At 71.5% G+C, this 24,582-nt stretch carries 25 protein-coding genes; 9 read left to right on the forward strand and 16 right to left on the reverse strand.

Features of this window, described 5'->3' with window-relative positions; all coding sequences use genetic code 11:
• Positions 1-4: 4 nt before the first annotated feature.
• Together ACFSL2_RS10610 and ACFSL2_RS10615 are read right to left on the reverse strand one after the other, a co-directional pair.
• Complete coding sequence (locus ACFSL2_RS10610; RefSeq protein ID WP_377197827.1) at positions 5-1,675, reverse strand: sodium:solute symporter family protein; 1,671 nt, start codon at positions 1,673-1,675, stop codon at positions 5-7.
• Positions 1,672-2,016, reverse strand: a complete 345-nt coding sequence (locus ACFSL2_RS10615) for a DUF4212 domain-containing protein (protein WP_377197828.1) — start codon at positions 2,014-2,016, stop codon at positions 1,672-1,674. Before ACFSL2_RS10615 ends, ACFSL2_RS10610 begins: the two co-directional genes overlap by 4 nt.
• Positions 2,017-2,334: 318 nt before the next feature.
• Here ACFSL2_RS10615 and ACFSL2_RS10620 point away from each other — a divergent pair, with 318 nt between their 5' ends.
• The 7 genes from ACFSL2_RS10620 to ACFSL2_RS10650 all read left to right on the forward strand — a co-directional run bounded on the left by ACFSL2_RS10620 (position 2,335) and on the right by ACFSL2_RS10650 (position 8,849).
• The gene (locus tag ACFSL2_RS10620; protein WP_377197829.1) at positions 2,335-2,760 is read left to right on the forward strand and encodes a hypothetical protein; all 426 of its coding nucleotides are present in this window, start codon (positions 2,335-2,337) and stop codon (positions 2,758-2,760) included.
• 9 nt (positions 2,761-2,769) lie between these two features.
• Positions 2,770-3,111 carry a hypothetical protein gene (locus ACFSL2_RS10625; RefSeq protein WP_377197830.1) on the forward strand — a complete coding sequence of 114 codons (342 nt, stop codon included), beginning with the start codon at positions 2,770-2,772 and terminating at the stop codon, positions 3,109-3,111.
• Complete coding sequence (locus ACFSL2_RS10630) at positions 3,108-4,838, forward strand: solute symporter family protein (protein WP_377197831.1); 1,731 nt, start codon at positions 3,108-3,110, stop codon at positions 4,836-4,838. Before ACFSL2_RS10625 ends, ACFSL2_RS10630 begins: the two co-directional genes overlap by 4 nt.
• Positions 4,825-6,204 carry a histidine kinase gene (locus ACFSL2_RS10635; RefSeq protein WP_377197832.1) on the forward strand — a complete coding sequence of 460 codons (1,380 nt, stop codon included), beginning with the start codon at positions 4,825-4,827 and terminating at the stop codon, positions 6,202-6,204. Before ACFSL2_RS10630 ends, ACFSL2_RS10635 begins: the two co-directional genes overlap by 14 nt.
• A gap of 4 nt (positions 6,205-6,208) precedes the next feature.
• Positions 6,209-7,024 carry a LytR/AlgR family response regulator transcription factor gene (locus ACFSL2_RS10640; protein ID WP_377197833.1) on the forward strand — a complete coding sequence of 272 codons (816 nt, stop codon included), beginning with the start codon at positions 6,209-6,211 and terminating at the stop codon, positions 7,022-7,024.
• 105 nt (positions 7,025-7,129) lie between these two features.
• Positions 7,130-8,335 (forward strand): sulfotransferase family protein, encoded by a 1,206-nt coding sequence (locus tag ACFSL2_RS10645; RefSeq protein ID WP_377197834.1) that lies wholly within the window; start codon positions 7,130-7,132, stop codon positions 8,333-8,335.
• Positions 8,336-8,468: 133 nt separating this feature from the next.
• Positions 8,469-8,849, forward strand: a complete 381-nt coding sequence (locus ACFSL2_RS10650; protein ID WP_377197835.1) for a DUF3054 domain-containing protein — start codon at positions 8,469-8,471, stop codon at positions 8,847-8,849.
• Between the two features lie 114 nt (positions 8,850-8,963).
• Here the strand turns inward: ACFSL2_RS10650 and ACFSL2_RS10655 are convergent, their stop codons facing one another.
• Positions 8,964-9,698 (reverse strand): non-canonical purine NTP pyrophosphatase, encoded by a 735-nt coding sequence (locus ACFSL2_RS10655; RefSeq protein ID WP_377197836.1) that lies wholly within the window; start codon positions 9,696-9,698, stop codon positions 8,964-8,966.
• Between the two features lie 38 nt (positions 9,699-9,736).
• Positions 9,737-11,191, reverse strand: coding sequence for an MFS transporter (locus ACFSL2_RS10660; RefSeq protein ID WP_377197837.1), 1,455 nt, complete (start codon positions 11,189-11,191; stop codon positions 9,737-9,739).
• Positions 11,192-11,269: 78 nt separating this feature from the next.
• Here ACFSL2_RS10660 and ACFSL2_RS10665 point away from each other — a divergent pair, with 78 nt between their 5' ends.
• Positions 11,270-11,881: a winged helix-turn-helix transcriptional regulator gene (locus ACFSL2_RS10665; RefSeq protein WP_377197838.1), complete on the forward strand. Its 612-nt coding sequence runs from the start codon at positions 11,270-11,272 to the stop codon at positions 11,879-11,881.
• A gap of 51 nt (positions 11,882-11,932) precedes the next feature.
• Here the strand turns inward: ACFSL2_RS10665 and rph are convergent, their stop codons facing one another.
• The 8 genes from rph to ACFSL2_RS10705 all read right to left on the reverse strand — a co-directional run bounded on the left by rph (position 11,933) and on the right by ACFSL2_RS10705 (position 19,346).
• Positions 11,933-12,685 (reverse strand): ribonuclease PH, encoded by a 753-nt coding sequence (gene rph, locus ACFSL2_RS10670; RefSeq protein WP_377197839.1) that lies wholly within the window; start codon positions 12,683-12,685, stop codon positions 11,933-11,935.
• A 71-nt stretch (positions 12,686-12,756) separates the two neighbouring features.
• Positions 12,757-13,584, reverse strand: coding sequence for an MBL fold metallo-hydrolase (locus ACFSL2_RS10675; RefSeq protein ID WP_377197840.1), 828 nt, complete (start codon positions 13,582-13,584; stop codon positions 12,757-12,759).
• A complete protein-coding gene (gene murI / locus ACFSL2_RS10680) occupies positions 13,584-14,387 on the reverse strand; it encodes a glutamate racemase (RefSeq protein WP_377197841.1) in 804 nt (267 codons plus the stop codon). Before murI ends, ACFSL2_RS10675 begins: the two co-directional genes overlap by 1 nt.
• Before the next feature lie 101 nt (positions 14,388-14,488).
• Positions 14,489-15,259 (reverse strand): DUF2017 family protein, encoded by a 771-nt coding sequence (locus ACFSL2_RS10685; RefSeq protein WP_377197842.1) that lies wholly within the window; start codon positions 15,257-15,259, stop codon positions 14,489-14,491.
• The gene (gene clpS / locus ACFSL2_RS10690; protein ID WP_377200800.1) at positions 15,256-15,564 is read right to left on the reverse strand and encodes an ATP-dependent Clp protease adapter ClpS; all 309 of its coding nucleotides are present in this window, start codon (positions 15,562-15,564) and stop codon (positions 15,256-15,258) included. The genes ACFSL2_RS10685 and clpS overlap by 4 nt, the downstream gene beginning before the upstream one ends.
• A gap of 118 nt (positions 15,565-15,682) precedes the next feature.
• On the reverse strand, positions 15,683-17,131 hold the full coding sequence (locus ACFSL2_RS10695) for a nicotinate phosphoribosyltransferase (protein ID WP_377197843.1): 1,449 nt from the start codon (positions 17,129-17,131) through the stop codon (positions 15,683-15,685).
• Between the two features lie 107 nt (positions 17,132-17,238).
• Positions 17,239-19,047 carry a DEAD/DEAH box helicase gene (locus tag ACFSL2_RS10700; RefSeq protein WP_377197844.1) on the reverse strand — a complete coding sequence of 603 codons (1,809 nt, stop codon included), beginning with the start codon at positions 19,045-19,047 and terminating at the stop codon, positions 17,239-17,241.
• Positions 19,044-19,346 (reverse strand): DUF3039 domain-containing protein, encoded by a 303-nt coding sequence (locus ACFSL2_RS10705; RefSeq protein ID WP_377197845.1) that lies wholly within the window; start codon positions 19,344-19,346, stop codon positions 19,044-19,046. The genes ACFSL2_RS10700 and ACFSL2_RS10705 overlap by 4 nt, the downstream gene beginning before the upstream one ends.
• A 169-nt stretch (positions 19,347-19,515) precedes the next feature.
• Here ACFSL2_RS10705 and ACFSL2_RS10710 point away from each other — a divergent pair, with 169 nt between their 5' ends.
• Positions 19,516-20,943, forward strand: a complete 1,428-nt coding sequence (locus ACFSL2_RS10710) for an AAA family ATPase (RefSeq protein ID WP_377197846.1) — start codon at positions 19,516-19,518, stop codon at positions 20,941-20,943.
• Between the two features lie 4 nt (positions 20,944-20,947).
• Here the strand turns inward: ACFSL2_RS10710 and nagB are convergent, their stop codons facing one another.
• From nagB to ACFSL2_RS10730, 4 genes are read right to left on the reverse strand one after another with little or no spacing between them, the layout of a single operon-like run.
• Positions 20,948-21,727, reverse strand: coding sequence for a glucosamine-6-phosphate deaminase (nagB, locus tag ACFSL2_RS10715; RefSeq protein ID WP_377197847.1), 780 nt, complete (start codon positions 21,725-21,727; stop codon positions 20,948-20,950).
• A complete protein-coding gene (locus tag ACFSL2_RS10720; protein WP_377197848.1) occupies positions 21,727-22,779 on the reverse strand; it encodes an ROK family protein in 1,053 nt (350 codons plus the stop codon). Before ACFSL2_RS10720 ends, nagB begins: the two co-directional genes overlap by 1 nt.
• Entirely contained in the window at positions 22,779-23,633 is an 855-nt protein-coding gene (locus tag ACFSL2_RS10725) for a carbohydrate ABC transporter permease (RefSeq protein WP_377197849.1), read from the reverse strand. The genes ACFSL2_RS10720 and ACFSL2_RS10725 overlap by 1 nt, the downstream gene beginning before the upstream one ends.
• Positions 23,630-24,580, reverse strand: a complete 951-nt coding sequence (locus ACFSL2_RS10730; RefSeq protein ID WP_377197850.1) for a carbohydrate ABC transporter permease — start codon at positions 24,578-24,580, stop codon at positions 23,630-23,632. The genes ACFSL2_RS10725 and ACFSL2_RS10730 overlap by 4 nt, the downstream gene beginning before the upstream one ends.
• Positions 24,581-24,582: the final 2 nt, after the last annotated feature.

The following is a 24,582-nucleotide window of genomic DNA, read 5'->3' on the forward strand; positions in this document are numbered from 1 at the left end:
GTGATCAGGCGGTGGGTTCCGTGCGCCGGACGGCCGCGGGGTACCTGATGTTCTCGACCATCTCCTGGATCTCGTGCGACGGCGGCTTGGTCGCCAGCGACACGATGACCGTGACCACGAGGTTCACCACCGCACCGATGGCGCCGATGCCCTCGGGGCTGATGCCCAGGATGTGCTCGTTCGACTGGGTACCGAACACCTCGAGCGTGTAGATCATGTACGTCGAGGTGAAGGCCAGGCCCGCGAGCATGCCGGAGACGGCGCCCGCCGCGTTGGTCCTCTTCCAGAAGATCCCGAGCAGCAGGATCGGGAAGAATGTGGACGCGGCGAGTCCGAAGGCGAAGGCGACCACCTGGGCCACGAACGCCGGCGGGTTGATGCCGAAATAGATGGCGACCAGCACGGCCAGGCCCATCGCGATCCGGCTGACGAGCAGCCGGCGGCTCTCCGAGGCGTGGTGGTCCACGTACCGGAAGTACAGGTCGTGGGACACCGACGACGAGATGACCAGCAGCAGCCCGGCCGCCGTCGACATGGCGGCCGCGAGGCCACCCGCCGCGACGAGCCCGACGATCGGAGCCGGCAGGCCGGCGATCTCCGGGCTGGCGAGCACCAGGATGTCGTTGTTGATGATCAGGTCGGCGCCCGACGTCGGGTCGTTGCTGACCGTGCCGATGGTGTCGACGCCCTCACCCACGGTGACCAGTCCGGTCGCCATCCAGTTCTGCACCCAGGAGGGCAGGGCGTCGACGGCGGCGCCCTGCACGCCCGAGAGCAGGTTGAGCTTCGTGAACGCACCCACGGCCGGGGCCGTGGTGTAGAGCAGGCCGATGAAGACCAGCGCCCACAGGGCCGAGTAGCGCGCCCCGCGGACCGTCTTGGTCGTGTAGAACCGGATGATCACGTGCGGCAGGCCCGCGGTGCCGATCATGAGCGACAGGGTCACCAGGAAGACGTCGAGCTGCGGCCGGGCGGTGAACGCCTCGGTGTAGACCGGCAGCCCGAACTCGGCGCCGATCCGGTTCAGCTCGGCCAGGATCTCGCCGAACGAGATCTGGGGCACAGGGAAGCCGGTCATCGTGTGCGCGACGGCCCAGGCCGGGATCAGGTAGGCCGTGATCATCACCGTGTACTGGGCCACCTGGGTCCAGGTGATGCCCTTCATGCCGCCGAACACCGCGTACGCGAAGATGACCGCCGCCGCGATCGCCACGCCGGCCGCCTGCTCCACCCCGAGGAACCGGGAGAACACGATGCCGCCGCCGGCCATCTGCCCCACCACGTAGGTGAAGGACACGATGATGGCGACGACGGCCGCTACCGACCGCACGGTCTCGGAGAACCGGTCACCGACGAACTCGGGCACCGTGAACTTGCCCCACTTGCGCAGGTACGGCGCGAGCAGCAGGGCGAGCAGCACGAAGCCGCCCGTCCAGCCCATGAGGTAGACGGACCCGTCCGACCCGAGGAAGGCGATGAGGCCGGCCATCGAGATGAACGACGCCGCGGACATCCAGTCCGCCGCGACGGCGGCGCCGTTCGCGACGGCGGGGATGTTCTGCTCGGCGACGAAGAAGCCCTTGGTCTCCTTGACCCGGCTGCGCCAGGCGATGCCGATGTACAGGGCGAACGACGCCGCGACGAAGACGAGCGCCCAGGTCTGGATGTCACTCATGACCGGCTCCCGTCGTCGTTGCGCTCGCTGACGCCGTACTGGTCGTCAAGCTTGTCCATGCGCAGGGCGTAGATGAGGATCAGCAGGATGAAGGTGTAGATCGAACCCTGCTGCGCGAACCAGAACCCCATCGGGAAGCCGGCGATCACGATCTCGTTGAGCTGCTCGACGAACAGGATCCCTGCGCCGAACGAGACCACGAACCAGACGACGAGCAACGTCACCATCAGGCGGAGGTTCTTCTTCCAGTACTCCTTGCGCCAACCGTTCTCCGGCAGCGCGGCACCCCCGCCGTCCGACGGCGGTGCACCGCCGGGCGGACTCTCGTGCGTGTCGGCCATGTCTCGACGCTCCTTTGCGTGTCGTGGTGCGGCCCCGGGGGCATCTGCAGCCTGCCTTGCCGAGACGCACTGTGGTGCGGATCACAACTGCCCCTGAGTCTGAGCCAAGGGCAGACGCCCCCGCGGCGCAAGAGCCGACCGGCCGGGCGGCGGTCGCGACCCCGCGAGCGGTCGCTCTGAGCGGTGAACGGTGCGGGGCACCAGCACCCGACCGTTCGGGAGGCGTACGTGACCGTTCGCGGAGCTCGACCGGCCGTTCGGCAGGGTGCTGTCCTGCCAGGGGTCCCGAGATGACCCGGGCAGCCCTACGATCGCCCTATGTCCTCGACGTCGAGCACTTCCGGTACCGCCGTGCGCCGCCGCATGTTCCACCCCGGCAGCCTGGCGATGGTCATCGGAGGGCTGTGCGTCATGATCGGGTCGGTTCTGCCCTGGATCAGCACACCGCTGGGGCACATCCCCGGCCACGCGAGCTACCTCGGCTGGGCGACGATGGCCGCTGCCCCCCTCGCGTTCGCCGGCGCGGTGCTGCCGTTCCGGCGGGTGGCGATCGGCCACTGCCTCGTCGTCGCCGCGCCCGGCGTGCTCGCCGTCGTCTGGCAGATCGTGCAGATGGTCCAGGTCAGCGCGGACACCGAATCCTGGGGCAAGGTGTGGCCGGGCATGGGCCTGGTCATGATCGCCGGCGGCACGGTGATCCTGCTGCGCACCGCCTGGCGCCTGCGCCGGGCTTCCGACGCTTAGTCTCATCCCATGGAGCACGACGACGAGGACGTCGACGAGCACGACACACCCGCCGAGGTCGACGCGACGTTCCGCACGCTGCGGCGCGTCGCCATCACCCACTTCGTGCTGTTCCTCGCCGCCGTGATGGGCGTCCCCGCCCTGTCCCTCACGCTCGGCTGGTGGTCGGGCGGGCGCCTGGCCGGCGGCATGAGCCCCGGCTTCGCGATGGCGGCGTTCGGGCTGTACGCGTTCTTCCTCGTCATCGGGCTGGCGGCCGCCACCCTCTCGTCAGCGGTCGAGGCCCGCATGCTCGGCGGCCGGCACGACGACGCGGACGACGACTACCCCGCAGACGGCGAGTTCCCGTGACCGCCACGAGCGCCGGCACGCTGGCCGTCCTCATCGCCGCCGTCGCCCTGGTCACGCTCGTCGTGCGGCCGCGCGGCGTCTCCACGGTGGACTTCTACCTCGCCGGGCAGCGGGTCGGCGTCGCGACGAACGCCCTGGCCATCTGCGGCGACTACTTCTCCGCCGCGTCGTTCCTCGGGGTCGCGGCAGCGGTCTACGTCTCCGGGCTCGACGGCGTCTGGTACGCCGTCGGGTTCGCCGCGGGATTCGTGCCCGTGCTGCTGTTCGTCGCCGCGCCGCTGCGCCGGTTCGGCGAGTTCTCCATCCCCGACTTCCTCGGGCGGCGCCTCGCCTCCGAGCGCGTGCGCCTCGTCGCCGTCGGCGTGGTCCAGATCGTCATCCTGTCCTACCTCGTACCGCAGGCGGTGGGCAGCGGCATCACCTGGCAGCTCCTGGTGGGGCACGGGCTGCCCGGCCTCTCCGCGTACGCCACCGGCGTGGTGCTCTCGACGGCCGTGGTGGCAGGGCTCGTCGCGTTCGGCGGCATGCGCGGCACCACCTGGACCCAGGCCATCCAGTTCCTCGTGCTGCTCGGGGCGCTCGTCTGGCTCGCCGTCGCCGTCGCCGGATCCGGGTTCCACTACTCCGGCGCCGTCGCGGACCTGTCCGCCGAACCGCTGGCCAACCCCGTCCACGACGAGACCGGGTGGCACCTGCAGCCCGAGACCAACCAGCTCGACCCGACCGCGGCCGCGACCTTCGGACAGCCCGGCGCGGCGTACGGGCCCCTGGCCCAGTTCGCCCTCATCCTCACGCTCGTCATGGGCACCGCCGGCCTGCCGCACGTGATGAACCGGTACTTCACCAGCCCCACCGGCACGGCCGCCCGCATGACGACGGTCTGGGTGCTCGGCCTGGCCGGGCTGTTCTACGCGCTCGCCGTCATGCTCGGCACGGCCGCCCGCCAGCAGATCGCCGCCGCCGTCGAGCACCACCCCTGGCTCGAGGAGCTCACCGTCGACGGCGTGCTGCGCGTACCCGAGCACGCCCTGCCCGTACTGGGCCGCATCTACGGCGGGGACTCCGGGCTCGGCGTCGTCGCCGCCGGAGCCCTGGTCGCCGTGATGTCCACCATCGCGGGGCTCCTGCTCGCCGCCGCGGCCTCCTGGGGACACGACGTCTACGAGCGGCACATCAACCCCCGCGCCAGCCAGAGCCAAGCCGTGTGGGCGGGCCGCGCGAGCACCGCGGTGGTGGCGCTCGCGGCCGGCGGGCTCGCGATCGCCATGCAGCCGGAGGACATCACCCCGGGCGTCCCCTCGATCGTCGCCGCCATGGTGACGTGGGCGTTCGCCATCGCGGGCTCCGCACTCACGCCCGTGTTCGTGCTGGCCATCTGGTGGCGCGGTACGACGGCGGCCGGGGCCACGGCGGGCATGGTGGTGGGCGGCCTGGTGTCGGTGAGCATGTTCGTGGTGGGCGCCCTGCCGATCGGCCCGGGTCTCGGTGAGATGCTCATGACCCCCACCCTGGTGGCGGCGCCGCTGGCCGCCCTGGTCACGTGGCTCGTGTCCCGGGCGACCACCCCGCCGGACGACGTCGAACGGCAGTGGCTGGTACTGCACGGCACCGCCGCGGACCGGCATGCCGAACGGCTGGCGCGGCTCACCATCGCGAGCCTCGGACCCACGGCACGCCGGTCCGGCCGTGCGGCCCGGCGCAAGGGGGAACGTGATGCGGACCGGTAGCGCGCTGCTGGCGGGGACGATCGGGCTCACGTGGGCGGTCGTGTACCTGGTGACCCAGGTGTTCGTATCGCCGCCGCTCGGGGTGGGCACCACCGTGGCGGCGGGGACCGTGGCCTCCGTGCTGCTCGTGTTCGGCTACCCGTCCGCGCTGCGCGGCCCGCGCGCGGCCAGGACCCTGCGGCGCTGGTCCCGGCCACGGAGCGGGTCCGAAGCCCGGCCGGGCCACGAGGAGCACGGCTTCGAGGGCCGCGGCGTCGAACGCTCCCGCCGGCGGATCGTGGCGGGCGGACGCCGCATGCCGCTCCGCTCGGGCCTGACCGCCGACGCCGCACGCCGCACCGCCGAGCTGCTGCGTCCGCTGCTGGGCGGGGACGCCGTTGTGATCACCGACCGGGAGCTGAACCTGGCCTTCGTCGGGCCCGGTGCCGACCACCACGAGGCGGGCGGCCCCGTGCGGGCCACCTCCGTGCGCAGCGCCATCGCCAAGGGCCGCACCGTGGTGTCCCGCCGGGCGTCGAGCATGGGGTGCGACGACCCCGACTGCCCGCTGCGCAGCGGCGTCGTCGTGCCGCTCGTCGTGGGCGCACGCGTCGTGGGCACCATCGGCGTGTTCCGCACGCACGACCAGCCCGCGCCGCGCGACCAGGTCGAGGACATGGCGAGCATCCTGTCGCTGCACCTGGAGCTCGCCGAGGCGGACCGCGAGCGCAAGCTGGCCTCGGACGCCCGGCTCGACGCCCTGCGCGCCCAGATCAACCCGCACTTCCTGTTCAACATCCTGAACACGATCGCCTCGAAGTCGCGGACGGACCCGGACGAGGCGCGGCAGCTGCTGCTACGCCTGTCGGACTTCTTCCGGTACGCGGTGCGGCAGGAGGGGCAGCTCGCGGAGTTCGCCCAGGAGTACTTCTTCGTGCGCACGTACCTGTCGCTGGAGCAGGCCCGGTTCGGGGACCGCCTGCGCGTGCGGTACGACATCGATCCGCAGGTCCTCACGGCGCACGTGCCCGTGCTGACCATCCAGCCGCTGGTCGAGAATGCCGTGAAGCACGGTCTGGCGGACAAGGTCGCGGGCGGCACGGTCACGCTGAAGGCCCGGGTGGACCCGCTGACGCGTACGACGTCGATCCGGGTGACCGACGACGGCGTCGGCATGACTCCCGACGTGCTCGACGTGCTCGGTGCCGGGGCGGCTGCGGCGCGAGGCGCTGAGGGCGCCCGGGGCGAGGCGGGTGCCCGCGGCGGGGTGGGGCTGCAGAACATCTCCGAGCGGCTCACCACGCTGTTCGGTGAGCGCTTCACCCTGGACATCCAGTCCACGGCGGGCGAGGGGACGGTGGTGGAGGTGCGGGTCCCGCTACGCTGACCGCATGCGCCCCCGCGCCCTGATCGTCGACGACGAGGCCCCGGCCCGTGCCGAGCTGCGCTACCTGCTGGAGGAGCTCGGGCAGGTCCAGGTGGTGGGTGAGGCCGCGAACGGCGAGGAGGCCCTCCTTCTCCTGCGGTCGCTCCCGTACGACCTGGTGCTGCTGGACATCCGCATGCCCGGCGGCAGCGGTCTCGAGGTCGCCGCCGCGCTGCGCGACCTGCCGCACCCGCCCCAGGTCATCTTCACGACCGCCTACCCGGACCACGCCGTCGAGGCCTTCGACCTGGCCGCGGCGGACTACCTGGTCAAGCCGTTCGACTCCGACCGCCTGTGCCGCGCGGTGGCGCGCGCGCTCGAGCACTCCGGCGCCGACGACGCCCAGGAGGGCTCGGCGGGGTCCGGCGGCTCGGCCGGCGCGGGGCCGGGGAGCTCGTCGAACGGCGGCCCGGCGGGACGGCGCGGCGACGAGTCGGCGGGGCCGGAGCCGCTCGCCCGGGTCCCCGTGCAGCGTGACGGGCGCACGGTGCTGGTGGACCAGTCCGCGATCGTCTACGCGAGCGCCGCGCGAGGGTACTCCTACCTCAAGCTGGCCGACGAGCGGCTGCTGGTCACCTTCTCCCTGAACGAGCTGGAGCGGCGGCTGCACGGGCACTTCTTCCGGTCCCACCGGTCGTACCTGGTGAACCTGAACCATGTGCGCGAGCTGGTCCCGGACTTCAAGGGCGCGCTGGTGGTGGTCATGAACGACCGGCAGCGCAGCCGGGTCGAGGTGTCCCGCCGTCAGGCCCGCGAGCTACGGCGTCGGCTGGGCGTCTGACCGCGCGTCCGCGGCGTTGACTTTCCTTTACCCTAAATATCCTTTCCAGGACGATATGGGGCAATAGTCCTGCCCGCCGGCGCGCGCCCGACCCTGGAGAAGACGTTGTCCCAGACCACGCCTGCCCTACGCCTGACCAACCTGCTCCTCACCCCCGGTACCCGCACCCGCCGAGACCCCGACGCCGTGTTCGACCGCATGGTCGCGCACGCCACCCGCGGCCGCGCACCCCTGAGCGCCGAGTACGCGGCCGACCTCGACCACCTCCGGCTGGTCCTGCGCGCCTTCGCCGACCATCCCGGCCTGAGCCCGCTCGGCTGGATGGCAGGCCAGGCCCTGGTGGACTCCCGCATCCGGAACCGCGCGGTGGTCGGCGACCTGCACACCCGGCATCCCGAGATCGCCGACCAGCCGGTGACGGCGCCCGTGTTCGTGGTCGGCATGCCCCGGACGGGCACCACCCTCACGTACAACCTCCTGGCCCGCTCGCCCGAGCACCGCGGACCCAGGCTCTGGGAGATGACCCACCTGGGCCTCGCCGTCGACAGCAGCACCGAGGCCGCGCTGATCCGGCGCACCCGGAAGAAGTACGCCATGGTGTCGCGGCTCAGCCCCACGTGGGACACCATCCACCCGCTCTACGCGGAGGCCGAGGAGGAGGACACCTTCATCCGGGCCCACTCCGAGCTGCACGCCTCCGCCATCCCCGTGCCCGACTACGTCGAACGCCTCCAGACCTTCGACCACCGGCCCGACTACCGGTTCCTGCGCGACGCGCTCCAGGTGCTCGCCTTCCGACGGCCCGCCCGACGATGGGTGCTGAAGCACCCGGCCAACCTGTTCCACATGGCCGCGATCCGCGACGTGTTCCCCGACGCCCGCTTCGTGTGGACCCATCGCACGCCCGAGGTGGCGCTCGCGTCCCTGTGCTCCCTGGCCGAGGCCGCGGAACGCCTGCACCGGCGCCCGGACGCGGTGGACCTGGCCGAGACCGGCCGGACGTGGCTGGCGATCATGTCGCGCGGGGTGTCGCGGGCCCTGGACCAGCGTGCCGAGCTGGGCTCCGACGTCGTGCTCGACCTGCCGTACGAGCGGCTCACCGGTGACCCGGCGGCGGTGCTCCCCGAGCTGTTCGATCGGCTCGGTGCACACTGGGGCGCCGAGGACGAGGCGAACCTGGCAGTTGCGCGCGAGGCACCGAAGCAGCGAGCGCCGCACCAGTACTCGCTGGAGCGGTTCGGACTGGAGGCCGGCGAGGTGCGGGCGGCGTTCGCCGACTACCTGGAGCTGCTCCCGGCCCTCCGGGCGTAGCTTCCCGGCTCCCCGGGCCTAGTTCCCGACCCTCCGGCCCAGCTCCCCCGTTGACGGTGGGCGTGATCGCTGCGACTACGCGCGGCGCCAGGAGCGGCGATCACGCCCACAACGGGTCTGGTTGGATGTACCGGTGAGTAGTGCTCGAGTTCTGGTCTGGCCCGCTGTCCTGGCCGACGCCGCCTGTGTCCTGGTCTTCGCGGTCACCGGCATCGCATCGCACGACGGGTCGATGATCACTGCCCTCGGCCGCGTGGTGTGGCCGTTCGCGCTGGCGGCCGCGCTCGGCTGGGCCCTGACCCGCGCCTGGCGCGAACCGACCCGCATCTGGCCGACGGGCGTGCTGGTCTGGTTCATGACCGTGTTCGGCGGGTTGGCGCTGCGCGATGTCTCCGGTCAGGGCGTGGCCTGGACGTTCGTCCTGGTCACCACCCTGTTCCTGGCGCTGACGATGCTCGGCTGGCGCGGCGTGGTGGCGGCCGTGCGCCGCGCCCGCCCCCGCACCCCAGCCTGAGCACCCTGCTGGCACCACCAAGGAACCCAACTGAGCGAGTTCGGTCGCATGGGATGAGATCGGTCGGTTGACCGACCGATCTCATCCCATCGGACCGAACTCAGCGGGTTTCGCTCAGCCTGGGCGCAGCACCTCGAGGATCGCCGGGGCCAGCGCGCGGAACGCCTTGCCTCGGTGCGAGATCGCGTTCTTCTCCGCCGGGTCGAGCTCTGCGGCGGTCCGTCGGCGACCGCCGTCGGCGTTCGCTCCGCTGCCGGACCCGTCCGCCCCGGGCACGGTCCCGTCCGGGACCGTCTCGTCCGGGACCGTCTCGGCCGGGACCGTCTCGTCCGGGACCAGGATGGGGTCGTAGCCGAAGCCGTTGGCGCCACGCGGCGCGGTCGCCAGCACGCCCCGCATCTCGCCGAGGCGCACCTCCTCGCGTCCGTCGGGCGTGACCAGCGCGGCGGCACACACGAACCCGGCCTGACGGTGCTCCGGGCGCACGTCCCCGAGCTGGCCGAGCAGGAGCTCGAGGTTCGCCACGTCGTCACCGTGCTTGCCCGCCCAGCGCGCGGAGAAGATCCCGGGGGCGCCGCCCAGCACGTCCACGGCCAGCCCCGAGTCGTCGGCGACCGCGGGCAGCCCGGTCGCCGCGCACACCGCCCGCGCCTTGATGAGCGCGTTCTCCGCGAACGTCACGCCGTCCTCGACCGGCTCGGGCGCGCCGACCTCGCCCGAGGTGACCAGGCCACCGTCCGGCAGCTCCAGACCGGCCGCGGCAAGGATCGCCCGCAGCTCACCGACCTTCTTGGCGTTGTGCGTCGCGAGAACGATCCGGGCGGCGGCCGGCACCATCGAGGAGTCCATGCCCCGATCATGCCAGCCGCCGTCCGCCCAGAAGGTCCTCAGGCAGGCGCACCCACGAGGGTCGGCTCCGGCTGCCCGACGGCGGCGTCCGCGACCGGCTCCCCGCCGGCCGCACGCTGGTCCTCGTCGGCCGCACCGTCCAGGTAGTGCCGGCTCATCGTCCGGTACTGGCGGCTGGCGAGCGCCACCGCCGTGAGTCCCAGGCCGAGAACCGCAAGGAGCATGAGCACCAGAGCGATCCCCCGGGCGGGCCCGGTACCGAACCAGCCGCCGATCAGTTCCGCGCCGGCGCCGTCGGTCATGAAGGGCTGGAACACGAACTCGGTGAGCGGGCTGATGAGGAACGCCGTCAGCGGCGCCGCCACCATCTCGACGCTGTGCGCGAACCCGACCACCCGCCCCTGCCGCTCGTACGGCACCACCTTCTGCAGCACCGTCTGCTCGGCCGCCTCGGCGAAGGGCATCACGAACAGGTAGATCGCGAACCCGGCCACCAGCAGCACCACGCTGTGCTGGATCGGCAGGACGAACGTGGCCGCCCACATGGTCAGGTTGACCACGAGCAGCGTGCGCAACGGGTTGCGCCCCACGCCGCGCTTGGCGACCACCAGCCCGCCCAGGATCATGAACACGCTGATCCCGCCCCACGCGAACCCCCAGGCCTGGACCGACATCAGCGACAGCCCGTACGGGTCGGCCAGCGCCATCAGCCCGCCGCCGAGCAGGTTGTTCAGCAGCGTGAAGCCGATCAGCGCCCACATGCCGGGGATCTGGCTCACCAGCCGCAGGGTCCCGCGCAGGTCGACCTTCTTGGGCTCGCCCGCGGCCGCTGCCTCCGCGAGCGACTCCGGCACCTGCAGCCGGTGCAGGTGCACGACGGCGGCGGCCAGCACGGCCACCGCGATGATCAGCACGCCGAGCATCCCGCTCGACGCGACCAGCAGCCCGCTGATCACCGACGTCACGAGGTGCGAGATGCCCGACGTCGTGCCGACGAGACCGTTGGCCCGGTCGCGGCGCGACTCGTCGAACAGCGCCGTGACGACGGTCGTCATCGCGATGCCGCGCACGTTGCCCGCCATGACGCCGGCCATCACGAGCAGCACGAGCGCCCAGAGCCGGACGTTCGCCGGTTCGGTCCAGACCGCGGCGGGCGTGGTCACGTAGAGCCCGAGCGCCGCCGCATAGAACGCCAGCGACACGGCCGCCGACGCCTGCATCACGGTCTTCTTGCGGTGGTGGTCGACCAGCGACCCGAACCACACACCGGTCGAGACCATCGCGACCAGGAAGATGCCGGAGATGACGCCGGCGGCGAAGACCGACCCCGTCTCCAGGTACACCCAGAACGTGACCGCGAACCAGACGGTGAAGTTGACCACCGACACCAGGCTCACGTTCACCAGGAGGTGCGCGAAGGTACGCACCTCGGGATCCTGCATGCGCAGCTTCGCCACGCCGTCCGACACCGTCCGTGTCTCGTTCGCACTCATCTCTCTGCTCCTCGAAGCTCCCGGGTCCTTGTGAACCCTCGATCACTTCACTACGATCTTCGTAGTGATCATGAAGGGATGACGGAGCGGGTCGCGGGGAATCATCGGTCCGGCTCCGACGAGTTCTCCGGGGCCGGGAACGTCAGTCAGTCAGGAAGCCAGGCGGAAGCACAGGGGCCCGAGCACGGCGAGGGCCCCGGACGGGAGGGCACGATGAAGCGGGCGAGCGGCAAGTCCACCTGTCCGGTGAACTTCGGGCTGGAGACGTTCGGCGACCCGTGGTCCCTGCTCGTGGTCCGCGACGTCGTCTATTTCGGCAAGCACACGTTCAACGAGTTCCTGGGGTCCGACGAGGCCATCTCGCCGAGTGTGCTCTCCGCCCGCCTCGACTCGCTGACCGACGCGGGGATCCTGCGCCGGTCCGCCGACCCCGCGGACCGGCGTCGCGTGCGCTACGACCTGACGGATCGTGGCCTCGGCCTGATCCCGGTCCTGGTCGAGATCGCCGAGTGGAGCGCGACGCACGACCCCGACACGGGCGCTCCGGCGGACTGGATCGCCCTCGTCCGCGACAACAAGGTGGAGATGCTCCGCCGCTACGCCGACACCGTGCGCAACGGCGGCAGCGTGTTCGTCGGCGAGAACAGTGTCCTCGCGCAGGTCCAGGCAGCACAGGCCCAGCCGGCGTAGGCCCAGGCGGCGCACGGAGTGCCACAGCGCGCCTGAGCCGCGCGGCCTCGTTCAGAGCTCCTTGGCGAGCGCATCCTGCTGGATCTTGGCGAGCTCGGCCGTGCCGCCGACGGCGAGGTCGAGCAGCGAGTCGAGCTCGGCGCGGTCGAACGGCGCGTGCTCGGCGGTGCCCTGCACCTCGATGAACTTGCCGGCGCCCGTGACCACCACGTTCATGTCGGTGTCCGCGCGCACGTCCTCGACGTAGGGCAGGTCGAGCATCGGGGTGCCGTCGATGATGCCGACGGACACGGCGGACACGGAGTCGGCGAGCACCTGCTTGCCGCCCTTGATGTGTCCGTGCTTGCGGCCCCACGCGATCGCGTCGACCAGGGCCACGTAGGCGCCGGTGATCGCGGCGGTGCGCGTCCCGCCGTCGGCCTGCAGCACGTCGCAGTCCAGCACGATGGAGTTCTCGCCGAGCGCGCTCATGTCGACCACGGCGCGCAGCGACCGGCCGATGAGGCGCGAGATCTCGTGCGTGCGGCCGCCGATCTTGCCCTTCACGGACTCGCGCGGGCTGCGCTCGTTGGTGGCGCGGGGCAGCATCGCGTACTCGGCGGTGACCCAGCCCTCGCCGGAGCCCTTGCGCCAGCGCGGCACGCCCTCGGTGAACGACGCGACGCACAGCACGCGGGTGCGCCCGAACTCCACGAGCACCGAGCCCTCGGCCTCGTCGAGCCATCCCCGGGTGATCGTCACGGGGCGGAGCTGGTCGGTGGCGCGGCCGTCGGCGCGCGCGATGTCGTTGGTGCTGGAGGTCATGCGACCACCCTAACTACCGCCACGCCTTGTCAGACGTCCGGGTCGCTCCCGTGACCCGTGCGTCTGACATGTCACAGCTCGTAGACCGTGCCCGGCTCCGCCACGTCCACGGGGCCCGCGTACGCGCCGCGTGCCTCCGCCAGGGAGTCCGCGGGGTCGTTCCACACCGGTAGGTGCGTGAGCAGGAGCCGGTGGGCCCCTGCGTCGGTCGCCACCTGGCCGGCACGGCGGCCCGTGAGATGGATGCCGGGCTCGACGCCGTCGTCGCGCCCCTCGAGAAAGGCGGCCTCGCTGAGCAGCAGGTCCACGCCGCGCGCCAGCTCCACCACGGACGGGCACGCGTCGGTGTCGCCCGTGTAGGCAAGGGTCGTCATGCCGCCGGACACCGACGGTCCCGTCACCCGCACGCCGTACGTCTCGACGGGATGGAACACCCGGTGCGGCTCGATCGTCAGAGGCCCCACCTGGACCGACGGATGCTCCGCCCACGAGCGGAAGGCGAAGTCGTTGTCCATGGACTCCCCCTCGCTCAGCCCGTAGGACAGCGCGACGTGGCGCTCAGCGGTCGACGGACCGTAGACGGGCAGGGGCGCGTCCCGCGGCCCCGTCCGCAGCGAACCGCGCTCAGGGTGGTACCGCAGGTACACGTACAGACCCGAGAGGTCGGCGCAGTGGTCCGGGTGCAGGTGCGAGATGGACACCGCGTCAAGCTCCATGGGGTCCATGAACCGCTGCAGGGCACCGAACGCGCCGTTGCCGAGGTCGAGCAGCACGTTCCAGTCGCGCGCCGCATAGCCCGCGGCGGCCGCCTCCGCGGCCGGCACCCGCACCACGTACGACGATGCGGGAGTCGCCGGCCCCGGGAACGACCCGGAGACCCCGATGGGGATCAGGCGCATCAGACGGCCTCCACGAGGGACACCTCGGGGCCGAGGAACCGGCTGGCGAGCTGCCCGAAGGGAGCAGGGTCGCCGGTGGTCAGGAAGCGGTGCTCGGGGGCACCCGCGTCGGCCGCACGCTCCAGGCCGTGCGCCACCAGGGTGCGGTACACGTCCTTCGCGGTCTCGTCGGCGCTGGACACCAGCGTGACGTCCGCACCCATGACGTAGGAGATCGCACCGGCGAGCAGCGGGTAGTGCGTGCAGCCCAGCACGAGCGTGTCGACACCGGCCGCCTTGACCGGGTCGAGGTACTCGTGCGCGAACTTCTGCACCTCGGCGCCCGACGTCCGGCCCTCTTCGACGAAGCGCACGAACTCCGGGCAGGCCTGGCTGGTGATCGTCAGGCCCGGGGTGACATGGAAGGCGTCGTCGTACGCGCGCGACTGCACGGTGGTCCGCGTGCCGATGATGCCGATCCGGCCCGAGCGCGTAGCGGTCACCGCGGCGCGGGCCGCCGGCAGGATGACCTCGACCACGGGGATGCCGTGGCGCTGCGTGTACCGTTCGCGGGCGTCGCGCATCATCGCCGACGACGCCGTGTTGCACGCGATGACCAGCATCTTCACGCCGTCCGCCACCAGCCGGTCCAGGGCGTCCAGCGCCATGGCGCGCACGGCGGCGATCGGTTTGGGACCGTAGGGGCTGTTCACGGTGTCGCCGAGGTAGCGGACCTGCTCGTTGGGCAGCTGGTCCAGGATGGCCCGCGCGACCGTGAGGCCGCCGAGGCCGGAGTCGAAGATCCCGATGGGCGCGTCGTTCACGGGGTGAAGCCTAGCGACGACAAGGTGCCGTCACCCTTGCTCGTGAGCCGCGCCACGCGTGACGCGTGACACGTTGGGGCAGGTCAGCGCTTCAGCCGGAGTCATTCGGACGCAGCGACCCCGCCCGGCGGGCGCCGCCCTCGCAGCTCGCCGAGCATCACGTCCATCAGGGTCTCCTGCGCGTACCCTGCCGCGACGAACACGCCGGACCAGAACCGCCGGGCCGCTCGCCCGTCGGTCGCCACCGGGATCTCGCGGCCGGCCTGGCGATCCCACATGATCTCGTCGGTGAGCTGCATGACCTGGTCGTCCGACTTCAGGCCGAGGCGCTCGGCGATCACGAGCCGCACGTCGGTGAGCGCTCCGGCGAACCGTTCGGCCTCCTCGCGCGGCACCCGCACCGGCGGCGGCGCACCGTGCCGGCCCAGCGGCGAGGGAGCGTCCTCGCCCGTCGGCAGGTCGAGCAGGGCGGCGAACGCCTCGAGCCGGTCCACCTTCGCCTGGGCCACGTCGTTCTGCGTGAGCCGGCGGAACTCGCCCGCCATGTCCGCGTCGTCCTTGCTCGCGTCGGGCAGCAGCCGCCGCGCCGCGGGATCCGTCGGAACGCGTCCCACACCCGTGACGCCGGTGAGCCGGGCGAGGTCGGCGTCGGTCAGCTCGTCGGGCGCAAGCAGGCCGTTCGCCCACGCCTGACCCTTGCCCGGCGCGGGGTGCGTCGAGAACCCGAGGTCGCCGCCGTCGGGGAACAGGTCGAGACCGGCCTCGTCGCGGAGCATCTCGGCGACGTCGCGGGCCACCCGCGCCAGGACGACTCGTTCCACCGGCTCGAACCTGGCCTCGTAGCCCCGCCGCATGGCGCGGAACGGCGTCATGCGGCTCCCCGCGCGCCCGACTCCTGCAGCGTCGCCCACAGACCGAACCCGTGCATCGCCTGTACGTCCACCTCCATGCGTTCGCGTCCGCCGCTGGACACGACCGCTCGACCGTTCTTGTGCACCTGGGTCATGAGCTGCTCTGCCTTGCCGCGTGGGTACCCGAAGTAGCTCTCGAAGACGTACGTGACGTACGACATCAGGTTCACCGGGTCGTTCCAGACGATCGTCACCCACGGGTCGGCGACCCCCGAGGCGATGCCCACCTCGGTGCCCTCCTCGACGGCCGTCCCGGCTGACCCCATGGGCGTGAGCAGCGGCGGTGGGGAAGAAGTCACGAGTCTCACTCTAGGCGGTTTCGTCCCTCCCCTGGACACCTCTGTCCGAGATTTTCGCGAAGTTGTCGCCGGGCTGTGACCTGCCTCAGTCCAGGAGGTCGTCCAGGCGCAGATCGACCGTCGGGATCGCCGGGTCACCGTCGGACAGCCGCCGCGCACCGCGCGGAAGCTCGGCCCGCACCATGCCGTGGTTGATGGCCGCGTTCGCCACCCCGTAGGGGCCCACCCAGCGCGAGTCGACGGCACCGTCCACGACCATCGGCGCGAGCAGCGGGCGCAGATCGTCGCTCTGGGGCGTCCACTCCGCCACCGCCGTATCGGGCCCGGTCACCATGATCTCCTCCACGGCGTGGCCGTCGCGGCCGTACCGGCGTGCCGCGGCCTTGCGCCCGCCCACCGACGCCTTGTTGGCCGACGCCTTCGCCACCGGCTGGAGCACGCCCGACGAGTCGGCACGGGCGACCAGCTTGTAGACCATGCCGCAGGTCGGAGCGCCCGAGCCGGTCACGAGCGACGTTCCCACGCCGTACACGTCCACCGGCGCGGCGGCCAGGGACGCGATGGCGTACTCGTCGAGGTCGGACGTCACCACGATCTTGGTCTCCCGGGCACCCAGCTCGTCGAGCTGCTTGCGCACCTCCTGGGCCAGGCCACCGAGGTCACCGGAGTCGAGGCGCACCGCGCCCAGCCCGGTGCCCGCCACCTCGACCGCGGTCGCCACGCCCTGCCGCACGTCGTACGTGTCGACCAGCAGGGTCGTGCCGGGGCCCAGGGAGTCGACCTGGGACGCGAAGGCGTCCCGCTCCGTATCGTGCAGCAGCGTGAAGGAGTGCGCGGCGGTGCCGATGGTGTCGAGCCCGTACCGCATCCCGGCCTCGAGGTTCGACGTGCCGGCGAAGCCGCCGATCACGGCCGCACGGGCTGCCGCGACGGCGGCCTGCTCGCTCGCGCGACGCGAGCCCATCTCCACCACGGGGCGCGCGCCTGCAGCGCTCGTCATGCGGGACGCCGCCGAGGCCACCGCCGAGTCGTAGTTCAGGATCGACAGGATCAGGGTCTCCAGCAGCACCGCCTCGGCGAAGGTCCCCTCCACCTGCAGCACGGGCGAGCCGGGGAAGAACACCTCGCCCTCGACGTACCCCTGGATGGTCCCGGAGAACCGGTAGTTCGCGAGGTAGTCGAGAGTCCGGCGGTCCACGATGGCGTTCTGCTCGAGGAAGTCCAGCTCGGCGTCCTCGAACACGAAGTGTGGCAGCGCTTCCAGAACGCGGCCCGTCCCCGCCAGGACGCCGTATCGGCGGCCGGCCGGAAGGCGCCGGGTGAACACCTCGAACACGCAGTGCCGGTGCGCCGTGCCGTCCGCCAACGCCGCCTGGAGCATGGTCAGCTCATAGCGGTCGGTCAGGAGCGCGACCGACGGGCGCACCGCCGGAAGGGGTGCTGCGGGAAGCGGCCTGGGCTCATCGACACCGTTGTCGAACGCTGGCCACGAGTCTGTGAGCGGGGCGCCGATGCCCCGAAGCTCGTCGGTCATGCACTCACGGTAGGCCAGTGAGCCGACCGGGGTGGCGTGAACCGGGTCGTGGCGGCCTCTTGTCTCAGCATGCGGATCGTCGCGCTCCTTGAATTCATCGGTCCGGACTACTTCTGCCCGACGAACCAACGCCGGACCTGGGCGACGCGTGCCGCGAGCTGGTCGGCGGTCGCGAGCGGCACCTCGGGCCCACCGCACGTGCGGCGCAGCTCGGTGTGCACCATGCCGTGCGGCTGCCCGCTCCGCTTGGCCCAGGCCGAGACGAGCTTGGACAGCTCCTTGCGCAGCTCGGCCGCGCGGCGGTGCTCCTGCTCCGACCGCTCGTTCTCCACCTCGCGGGACGTGGGTGCTCCCCCGCGCGCCTTGAGGTGGTCGGCCTGGCGCTGCCGCAGGAGGGTGGCCACCTGGTCGGGCTCCAGGAGCCCGGGCAGGCCGAGGAAGTCGAGCTCCTCCGCGGAGCCGAGGTCGGCGCTCGTGCCGAACTCGCCGCCGTCGAACAGGACCCGGTCGAAGGAGGCCTGGGCGTCGAGCGCCTGGAACGAGCCCTGGGTCAGCTCGCTCGACGCCTTCTCCTCCCGGTTGGCCTCCGCGACGAGCGCCGCCTCCGGGTCGTACTCGATGCCCTGCTCCTCGGCCGTGCGCGGCCGGTCGAGCGCGTGGTCGCGCTCCTCCTCCATGGAGCCGGCCAGGTTCAGCAGCGGCGCGACACTGGGCAGGAAGATCGACGCCGTCTCGCCGCGCTTTCGGGCGCGTACGAACCGGCCGATCGCCTGGGCGAAGTACAGCGGCGTCGAGGCGCTCGTGGCATACACGCCCACGGCGAGACGCGGCACGTCCACGCCCTCGGACACCATGCGCACGGCCACCATCCAGCGGTCCTCGCCCTGCGCGAACTCCTCGATGCGACCGGAGGCGCCCTCGTCGTCGGACAGGACGACGGTGGGGCGCTTGCCGGTGATCTCCTGCAGGTGCGTGGCGTAGGCGCGCGCGTTGTCCTGGTCGGTCGCGATGACGAGGCCGCCGGCGTCGGGCACCGTGCGGCGCACCTCGGTGAGGCGCTTGTCCGCGGCAGTGAGCACCGAAGGGATCCACTGCCCCTCGGGGTCCAGGGCGGTGCGCCACGCCTGTCCGGTCATGTCCTTGGTCATCGCCTCGCCGAGGCGCGCGCTGACCTCGTCGCCCATCTTGGTGCGCCAGCGCATGTCGCCCGCGTAGGACATGAACAGGACGGGGCGGACCACGTGGTCGCGCAGCGCCTCGCCGTAGCCGTAGGTGTAGTCGGCCTTCGACCGGCGGATGCCCTCGGCGTCGGCCTCGTACTCGACGAACGGGATGGCCGAGGTGTCGCTGCGGAACGGGGTTCCGGTGAGCGCCAGGCGGCGGTCCGCCACCTCGAAGGCCTCGCGGACGGCGTCACCCCAGCTCAGGGCGTCACCACCGTGGTGCACCTCGTCCAGGATCACCAGGGTGCGCGCGGCCTCCGTGCGGGCACGGTGCAGCGCCGGCTTCGCCGCGACCTGCGCGTAGGTGAGCGCGACGCCGTCGTAGTGCGAGCCGTGCCGGCCCTGCGAGTTCTTGAAGTGCGGGTCGATGCGGATACCCACACGCGCGGCGGCGTCGGCCCACTGCGTCTTCAGGTGCTCGGTGGGCGCCACGACGGTGACCCGCCGGACCACGCCCTGCTCGAGCAGCTCGGTGGCGATCCGGAGCGCGAACGTCGTCTTGCCCGCGCCGGGGGTGGCGACGGCCAGGAAGTCCCGCGGGTTCTTCTCGCGGTAGAGCTCCAGGGCCTCCGCCTGCCAGGCGCGCAGACTCGACGCCGTACCCCAGGGGGCGCGGCGTGGAAAGGCAGGGCTGAGCGACGAAGCGGCCGCAGACGACGGTGTGTGGGGCAGCTGCTGCGGCTGGCTCGTCACTTCGAAGAGTCGCCCTCGCCGCCGTCCTGCGGTTCCCGGAGACCCTCGTAGATCTCCTTGCACCGGGGACACACCGGGAACTTGCCCGGGTCCCTGCCCGGCACCCAGACCTTGCCGCAGAGCGCGATCACGGGCTTGCCGCTCACGGCGGACTGCATGATCTTCTCCTTGCGCACATAGTGCGCAAAGCGTTCGTGGTCTCCGGGCTCCGTCTCGTCCCGGGTCTCCTCGCGCTCGAGGACGCTCGTACCGCCCTGCGTACTGGGCTCGTCCTGCGGGTTCGAGAGTGGTTCGGTCATGGCGAGAAGTCTACGCGGGACCACCGACAGCCACTCCAGCGGGACACGCCCCGAGATCTGTCTCGGGGCAGGTCCGGGGCAGGTCCGGGACGGCTCCGGGGCGGTAGCGGGAGGATCAGGGCGCGGAATTGCTTGCGGTGGTGTCGGTGACCACAGATATAACTGACGCATGTCACATCCCCACCCCGAGAGGAGCCTCACTCTGCCCGACGACGGCGCCGCCTCCCCGGCCCACCTCGCCGACACCCTGTCCACCACACTGGCCGACGGTCTGGAAGACGGCCTGGCGGGTTCGATCGACGAGCTGCCCGAGCCCGACTGGCCCGACTTCGGCGACAACGACGAGGCCGCACGCCGCGCGGTAGCCGCGGTGGCCGCCATGCTCGGCCGGCCCATCCCGGAACGGCCCAAGGAACCGCGCACGTCGAGCGAGTGGCTCGCCCGCCGGTGGGACGTCGACGAGAGCACGCTGGTCAACGTCTCCCGCGACATGTCACGGACCCTGCAGCGGCTGCACGCCTACGCGCTCCAGCGCTGGGTGGAGCGGTACCCGGACGACGTGGCCGTGTTCGGCCCGGGCGGAGCACCGCAGCGCGCCGCGCTCGACCTCGGCAACGGCACCTCCGTCAGCGTGCCGGCCGTGGCCACCATCCTCTTCCCGGCCGGTTCCGCGTACGAGACGCCCGTGGCCGTCGAGGTGGCCTACCGGTACGGGACGCCCACGATCACCGCCTTCACCCCGCCGGGCGGCCTGGCGCTGGCCGAGCAGGTGCTGGCGGACCTGACCCGCACCCTGGAGGTGGACCACCCGTACCGCGGCGGGGTCCTGTCGGCGCGGGCGTCGACGGGTGCCGTGGAGCTCACCCCGGTCAAGCACACCGTGCAGGTGCGTGGCGACGTGGTGCTGCCTCCCGAGCTGTGGCACGAGGTCGACCTCTTCTGCTCCAGCGTCACCACGCGCCGCGACGCCCTGCGCGCCCTCGGCCACACGACGTCGCGCGGTCTGCTGCTCGCCGGCAAGCCGGGCGTCGGCAAGACCAAGCTCACGCGGGTGATCGCCACGGAGCTCGCCGGGCCGCTCACCGTCGTGCTCGTCACCGCCGAGGTGCTGCGCACGTGGATGACCGAGCTGTACGAGGAGATCCGCGGCCTGGGCCCGTGCCTCGTGGTGCTGGAGGAGATCGACTCGGTGGCGTCCAAGGGCGCGCGCGGCGAGACCTCGTTCGCCGAGTTCCTCGACGCCCTCGACGGCACGCGCAGCTCGGACGACGTGCTCACCGTCGCCACCACGAACGACCCGGAGTCCCTCGACCCGGCAGTGAAGCGGCCCGGCCGCTTCGACACGATCATCGAGGTGCCGCCGCCGGACCAGGCGGGGCGCACCGAGATCCTGCGGCTCTTCCTGCCACCGGACTCCGGCGTCGACGTCGCCCGGGTGGCGTCCTACCTGGACGGTGCCACGGGCGCTGACCTGCGCGAGGTCGCCCGCCGCTCGATCCTGGAGCACGGCCCCGACGAGCTCACGACCGACCGGGTCACCGACGTGGCGACGTCCGGCCGGTGGAAGCCCGCCCCGGTCGCGGGCAACTACCTGTGACCGGTCAGAGGCCCTGCCAGTCGGGCTTGTCGGCGTAGGTCTGGCGGTAGTAGTCGGCGAGCTGGAGGCGGGAGGCCGCCGCGTCGTCGACGAGCACCGTGGCATGCGGGTGCAGCTGCATGATCGTCGCGGGCCACATCGCCGAGACCGGACCCTCGACCAGCTGGTGGACCGCCTCGGCCTTGGCCCGCCCCGAGGCCAGCAGCACCAGGTGCCGCGCCGACATGATCGTCGCCAGCCCCTGGGTCAGGCAGTGCCGCGGCACCTGCTCGACCGACCCACCGAAGAACCGCGCGTTGTCCTCGCGGGTCTGCTTCGTCAGCGTCTTGATCCGGGTACGCGACGCGAGCGAGGAGCCGGGCTCGTTGAACGCGATGTGCCCGTCCGTGCCGATACCCAGCAGCTGCAGGTCCACGCCCCCGGCCTCGGCGATGCTCGCCTCGTACGCGGCGCACGCCGCCGGGAGGTCCTGCGCGAGCCCGTCCGGGCCCTGGACCGCGCCGGGAGCGAAGTCCACCCGGGAGGCGAACTCCCGCTCGATCACGTTGCGGTACCGCTCCGGATGATCCGCAGCCAGGCCCACGTACTCGTCCAGCATGAAGGCGCGGGCCCGCGCGAACGAGAGCCCCTCCTGATGCCGGCGCGCCAGCTCGTCGTACACCGCCAGCGGCGACGACCCGGTAGCCAGCCCCAGCACCCTCTCGGGCTTCGCCCGCAGCAGCCCCTCGACGGCATCCGCCGCCAGCCGTGCCAGCTCGCCCGCCGGCGCGATCACAACCTCCATCAGTTCCTCCTCCCCAGGACCGCGGCGCCTACCGCCGCGACCGGAACGTGCGTCGGGGCCAGCTGGACCCGTTCGGCCAGCTTGAGCGACCCGAGAAACGGCGACACCTTGGCCTGTTCGCGCAGTGCGTCCTGCACGGCGTCCAAGAGCTCTGCACCGAGCTGCGCGACGCCGCCCCCGAGCACCACGTGGCGCACGTCGGTGGTCAGCACGAGCAGCCGCACCGCCGAAGCGGTGGCCTCGGCGAACCGGTCCTTGACCACGATCGCCGCCTGGTCGCCCGCGCGGGCCGCCTCGAACAGCTCCACCGGCGACGGTTTGCCGTGGCGCGACGGCCACGCCGCCTCCAGGGCCTTGCCCGACGCGACCCGCTCCAGGCAGCCGCGCTGCCCGCAGCTGCACTCCGGCCCGAGCGGGTCCACGGGGATGTGGCCGATCTCGCCGGCCGCACCGCTCACGCCGCGGCGCAGTTGCCCGTCCAGCACCAGGCCGGACGCGAGCCCCGTACCGAGCGCCAGGAACGCCAGGTCCTCGTGGTCCCGTTCGCCACCCGAGCGTTCCAGCACGTGCGCCGCGCCGACGGCGGCCACGTTGAGGTCGTTCTCGACCACCACGGGCACCCCGCCCAGCTCGTCGGACAGCAGCTCGGCGAGCGCCAGCTCGTCGTCGTGCACGCCGAGGTTGACCGCATGCTTCACGGTGCCGGACCGGTGGTCGACGATGCCGGGGATACCCAGCCCCACGCCGGCCAGGTGCACGAGCTCGACCCCACCTGACGCGATGACGTCGCGCACCGCCGCAGCCGCACCCGCCACCAGCCCGTCGGCGCCGTGCACCGTCGTGCGGCGCACGGTACCGACCACCTCGCCCTCCGGGTCCAGGAGCGCACCGAGGATCTTCGTCCCGCCGATGTCGAGGCCGACCGTGTACGCGGGCTCCCGCCCCGTCTCGGACCGGGCACTCCCTTTCCGCTTGCCGACCTTTCCCATCCCGACCTTTCGCTTGCCGGGCTCGCCCTGGTCGGACGTGCCCGTACCGGACTTGCTGTCCATCAGCCCTTCACCGCGCCGGACACCAGACCACCGGTCATCCGACCCTGCACGATGAGGAAGAAGATCACCGCGGGGATCGCGATGAGCACTGATCCCGCCATGACCGCACCCCAGTTGGTGGCCTGCGTGGCCTGCAGGAACGTGCGCAACCAGAGCGGCAGAGTCATCGCCTCGGGGCGCTGCATGACCACCAGCGCCATGACGAACTCGTTCCACGCCTGGATGAACGCGAACACACCCGTGGCCACCAGGCCCGGCGCGAGCAGCGGGAACGTGACCCGCCAGAAGGCACCGGCCCGGGAGCACCCGTCGATCATCGCCGCCTCCTCCAGCTCCTTGGGTACACCGTTGACGAATCCGCGCAGCGTCCAGATGGTGAACGGCAGCACGCCTGCCGCGTACACGAGGGTGAGGCCGATGATCGTGTTGAGCAGCTGCCAGCCGTCGATGATCCGGAACAGCGAGATGATCATCGCCTCTCCGGGGATCATCTGGACAACCAGGATCAGCACGATGAACGTCCGGCGGCCCTTGAACGAGAACCGGGTCAGGGCCAGCGCCGCGACGAAACCCACGACCAGGGCGATCACCAGGGTGAGAAAGGTGACGCCGATCGAGTTGACCACGGCCGGCGGGAACGGTGCACGCTGCTCGCCGAACATCGCGGCCCGGTAGTTGTCCAGCGTGAACAGGTCCGGTGTCGGGAAGAACGCGAGGTCCTCCCCGCGGATCCGGCTGTTGGGCAGGAACGACGTGCTGACCATCCAGTACACGGGGAAGGCCGAGAACGCGAAGACGATCAGGGCGAGGGTGCCGAACCCCGTGTCGGCGAGACGCTTGCGGATCTTGATCACAGCTCCTCCTCCCGCAGCGTGCGCCGCACGTAGGTGAACGAGATGGCCAGCATGACGATCACGAAGATGACGCCGACGGCGCTCGCCAGGCCGTAGTGCCCCTGGGCCATGCCCGTCTGGTAGATGTACACGCCGATGGTGTTGGTCAGGTCGCGGTCGCCGCCGATGTCCTGCAGCACGAACACCTGGGTGAACAGCTTCAGGTCCCAGATCATCGACAGCACCACGAGCACCGTGATGATGCTGCGCACGTAGGGCACCTGGATGAGCCGGAAGCGCTGGAACGCACTGGCGCCGTCGAGCTGCGCGGCCTCCATCACCTCGCCGGGGACCTGGGTGAGGCCCGCGTAGAGCGTGAACGCGACGAACGGTACGGCGCCCCAGACCACGATGAAGGTCAGGATCAGGAAGAACGACCAGGGGTTGATGAGCCAGGAGTGCCCGAACCACCGGTCGCCGGTGATCGCGGTGAGCAGGTTGTTCACCACGCCGTACTGGGTGTCGAAGACCCAGCCCCACACCGTGGTGGCCGCGAGCTGCGGCATGGCCCACGCCAGCAGCAGGCCGACGGAGACCAGGAGACGCAGGCCCTTGCCGACCCGGATCATGAGCAGAGCCACAAGCATGCCGAGCACCATCGTGGTGACCACGAGCACGACCATCAGCACGAAGCTGCGCCCCAGCACCGTCCAGAAGCCCTCGACGTCGGTCAGTACCGCCGCGTAGTTGTCGAAACCCACCCACTCGGCGGGCACGCCCATGAGCTGGGCCCGCTCGTACTCCTGGAACGACATGACCAGCAGACGCAGAACGGGATATCCCGTCATCACGCCGAGCAGGATCATGGTCGCCGAGAGCAGGAGCCAGGGCAGGTAGGACGGCCGGCGCTTCTGCCGGATCAGCTGGCGCGACGACGTCGTCGCGGGGGATTCCTCGAGAAGGCTCATGT

This window comes from Promicromonospora aerolata, from assembly GCF_042682255.1.
Classification (GTDB): Bacteria; Actinomycetota; Actinomycetes; order Actinomycetales; family Cellulomonadaceae; genus Promicromonospora; species Promicromonospora aerolata.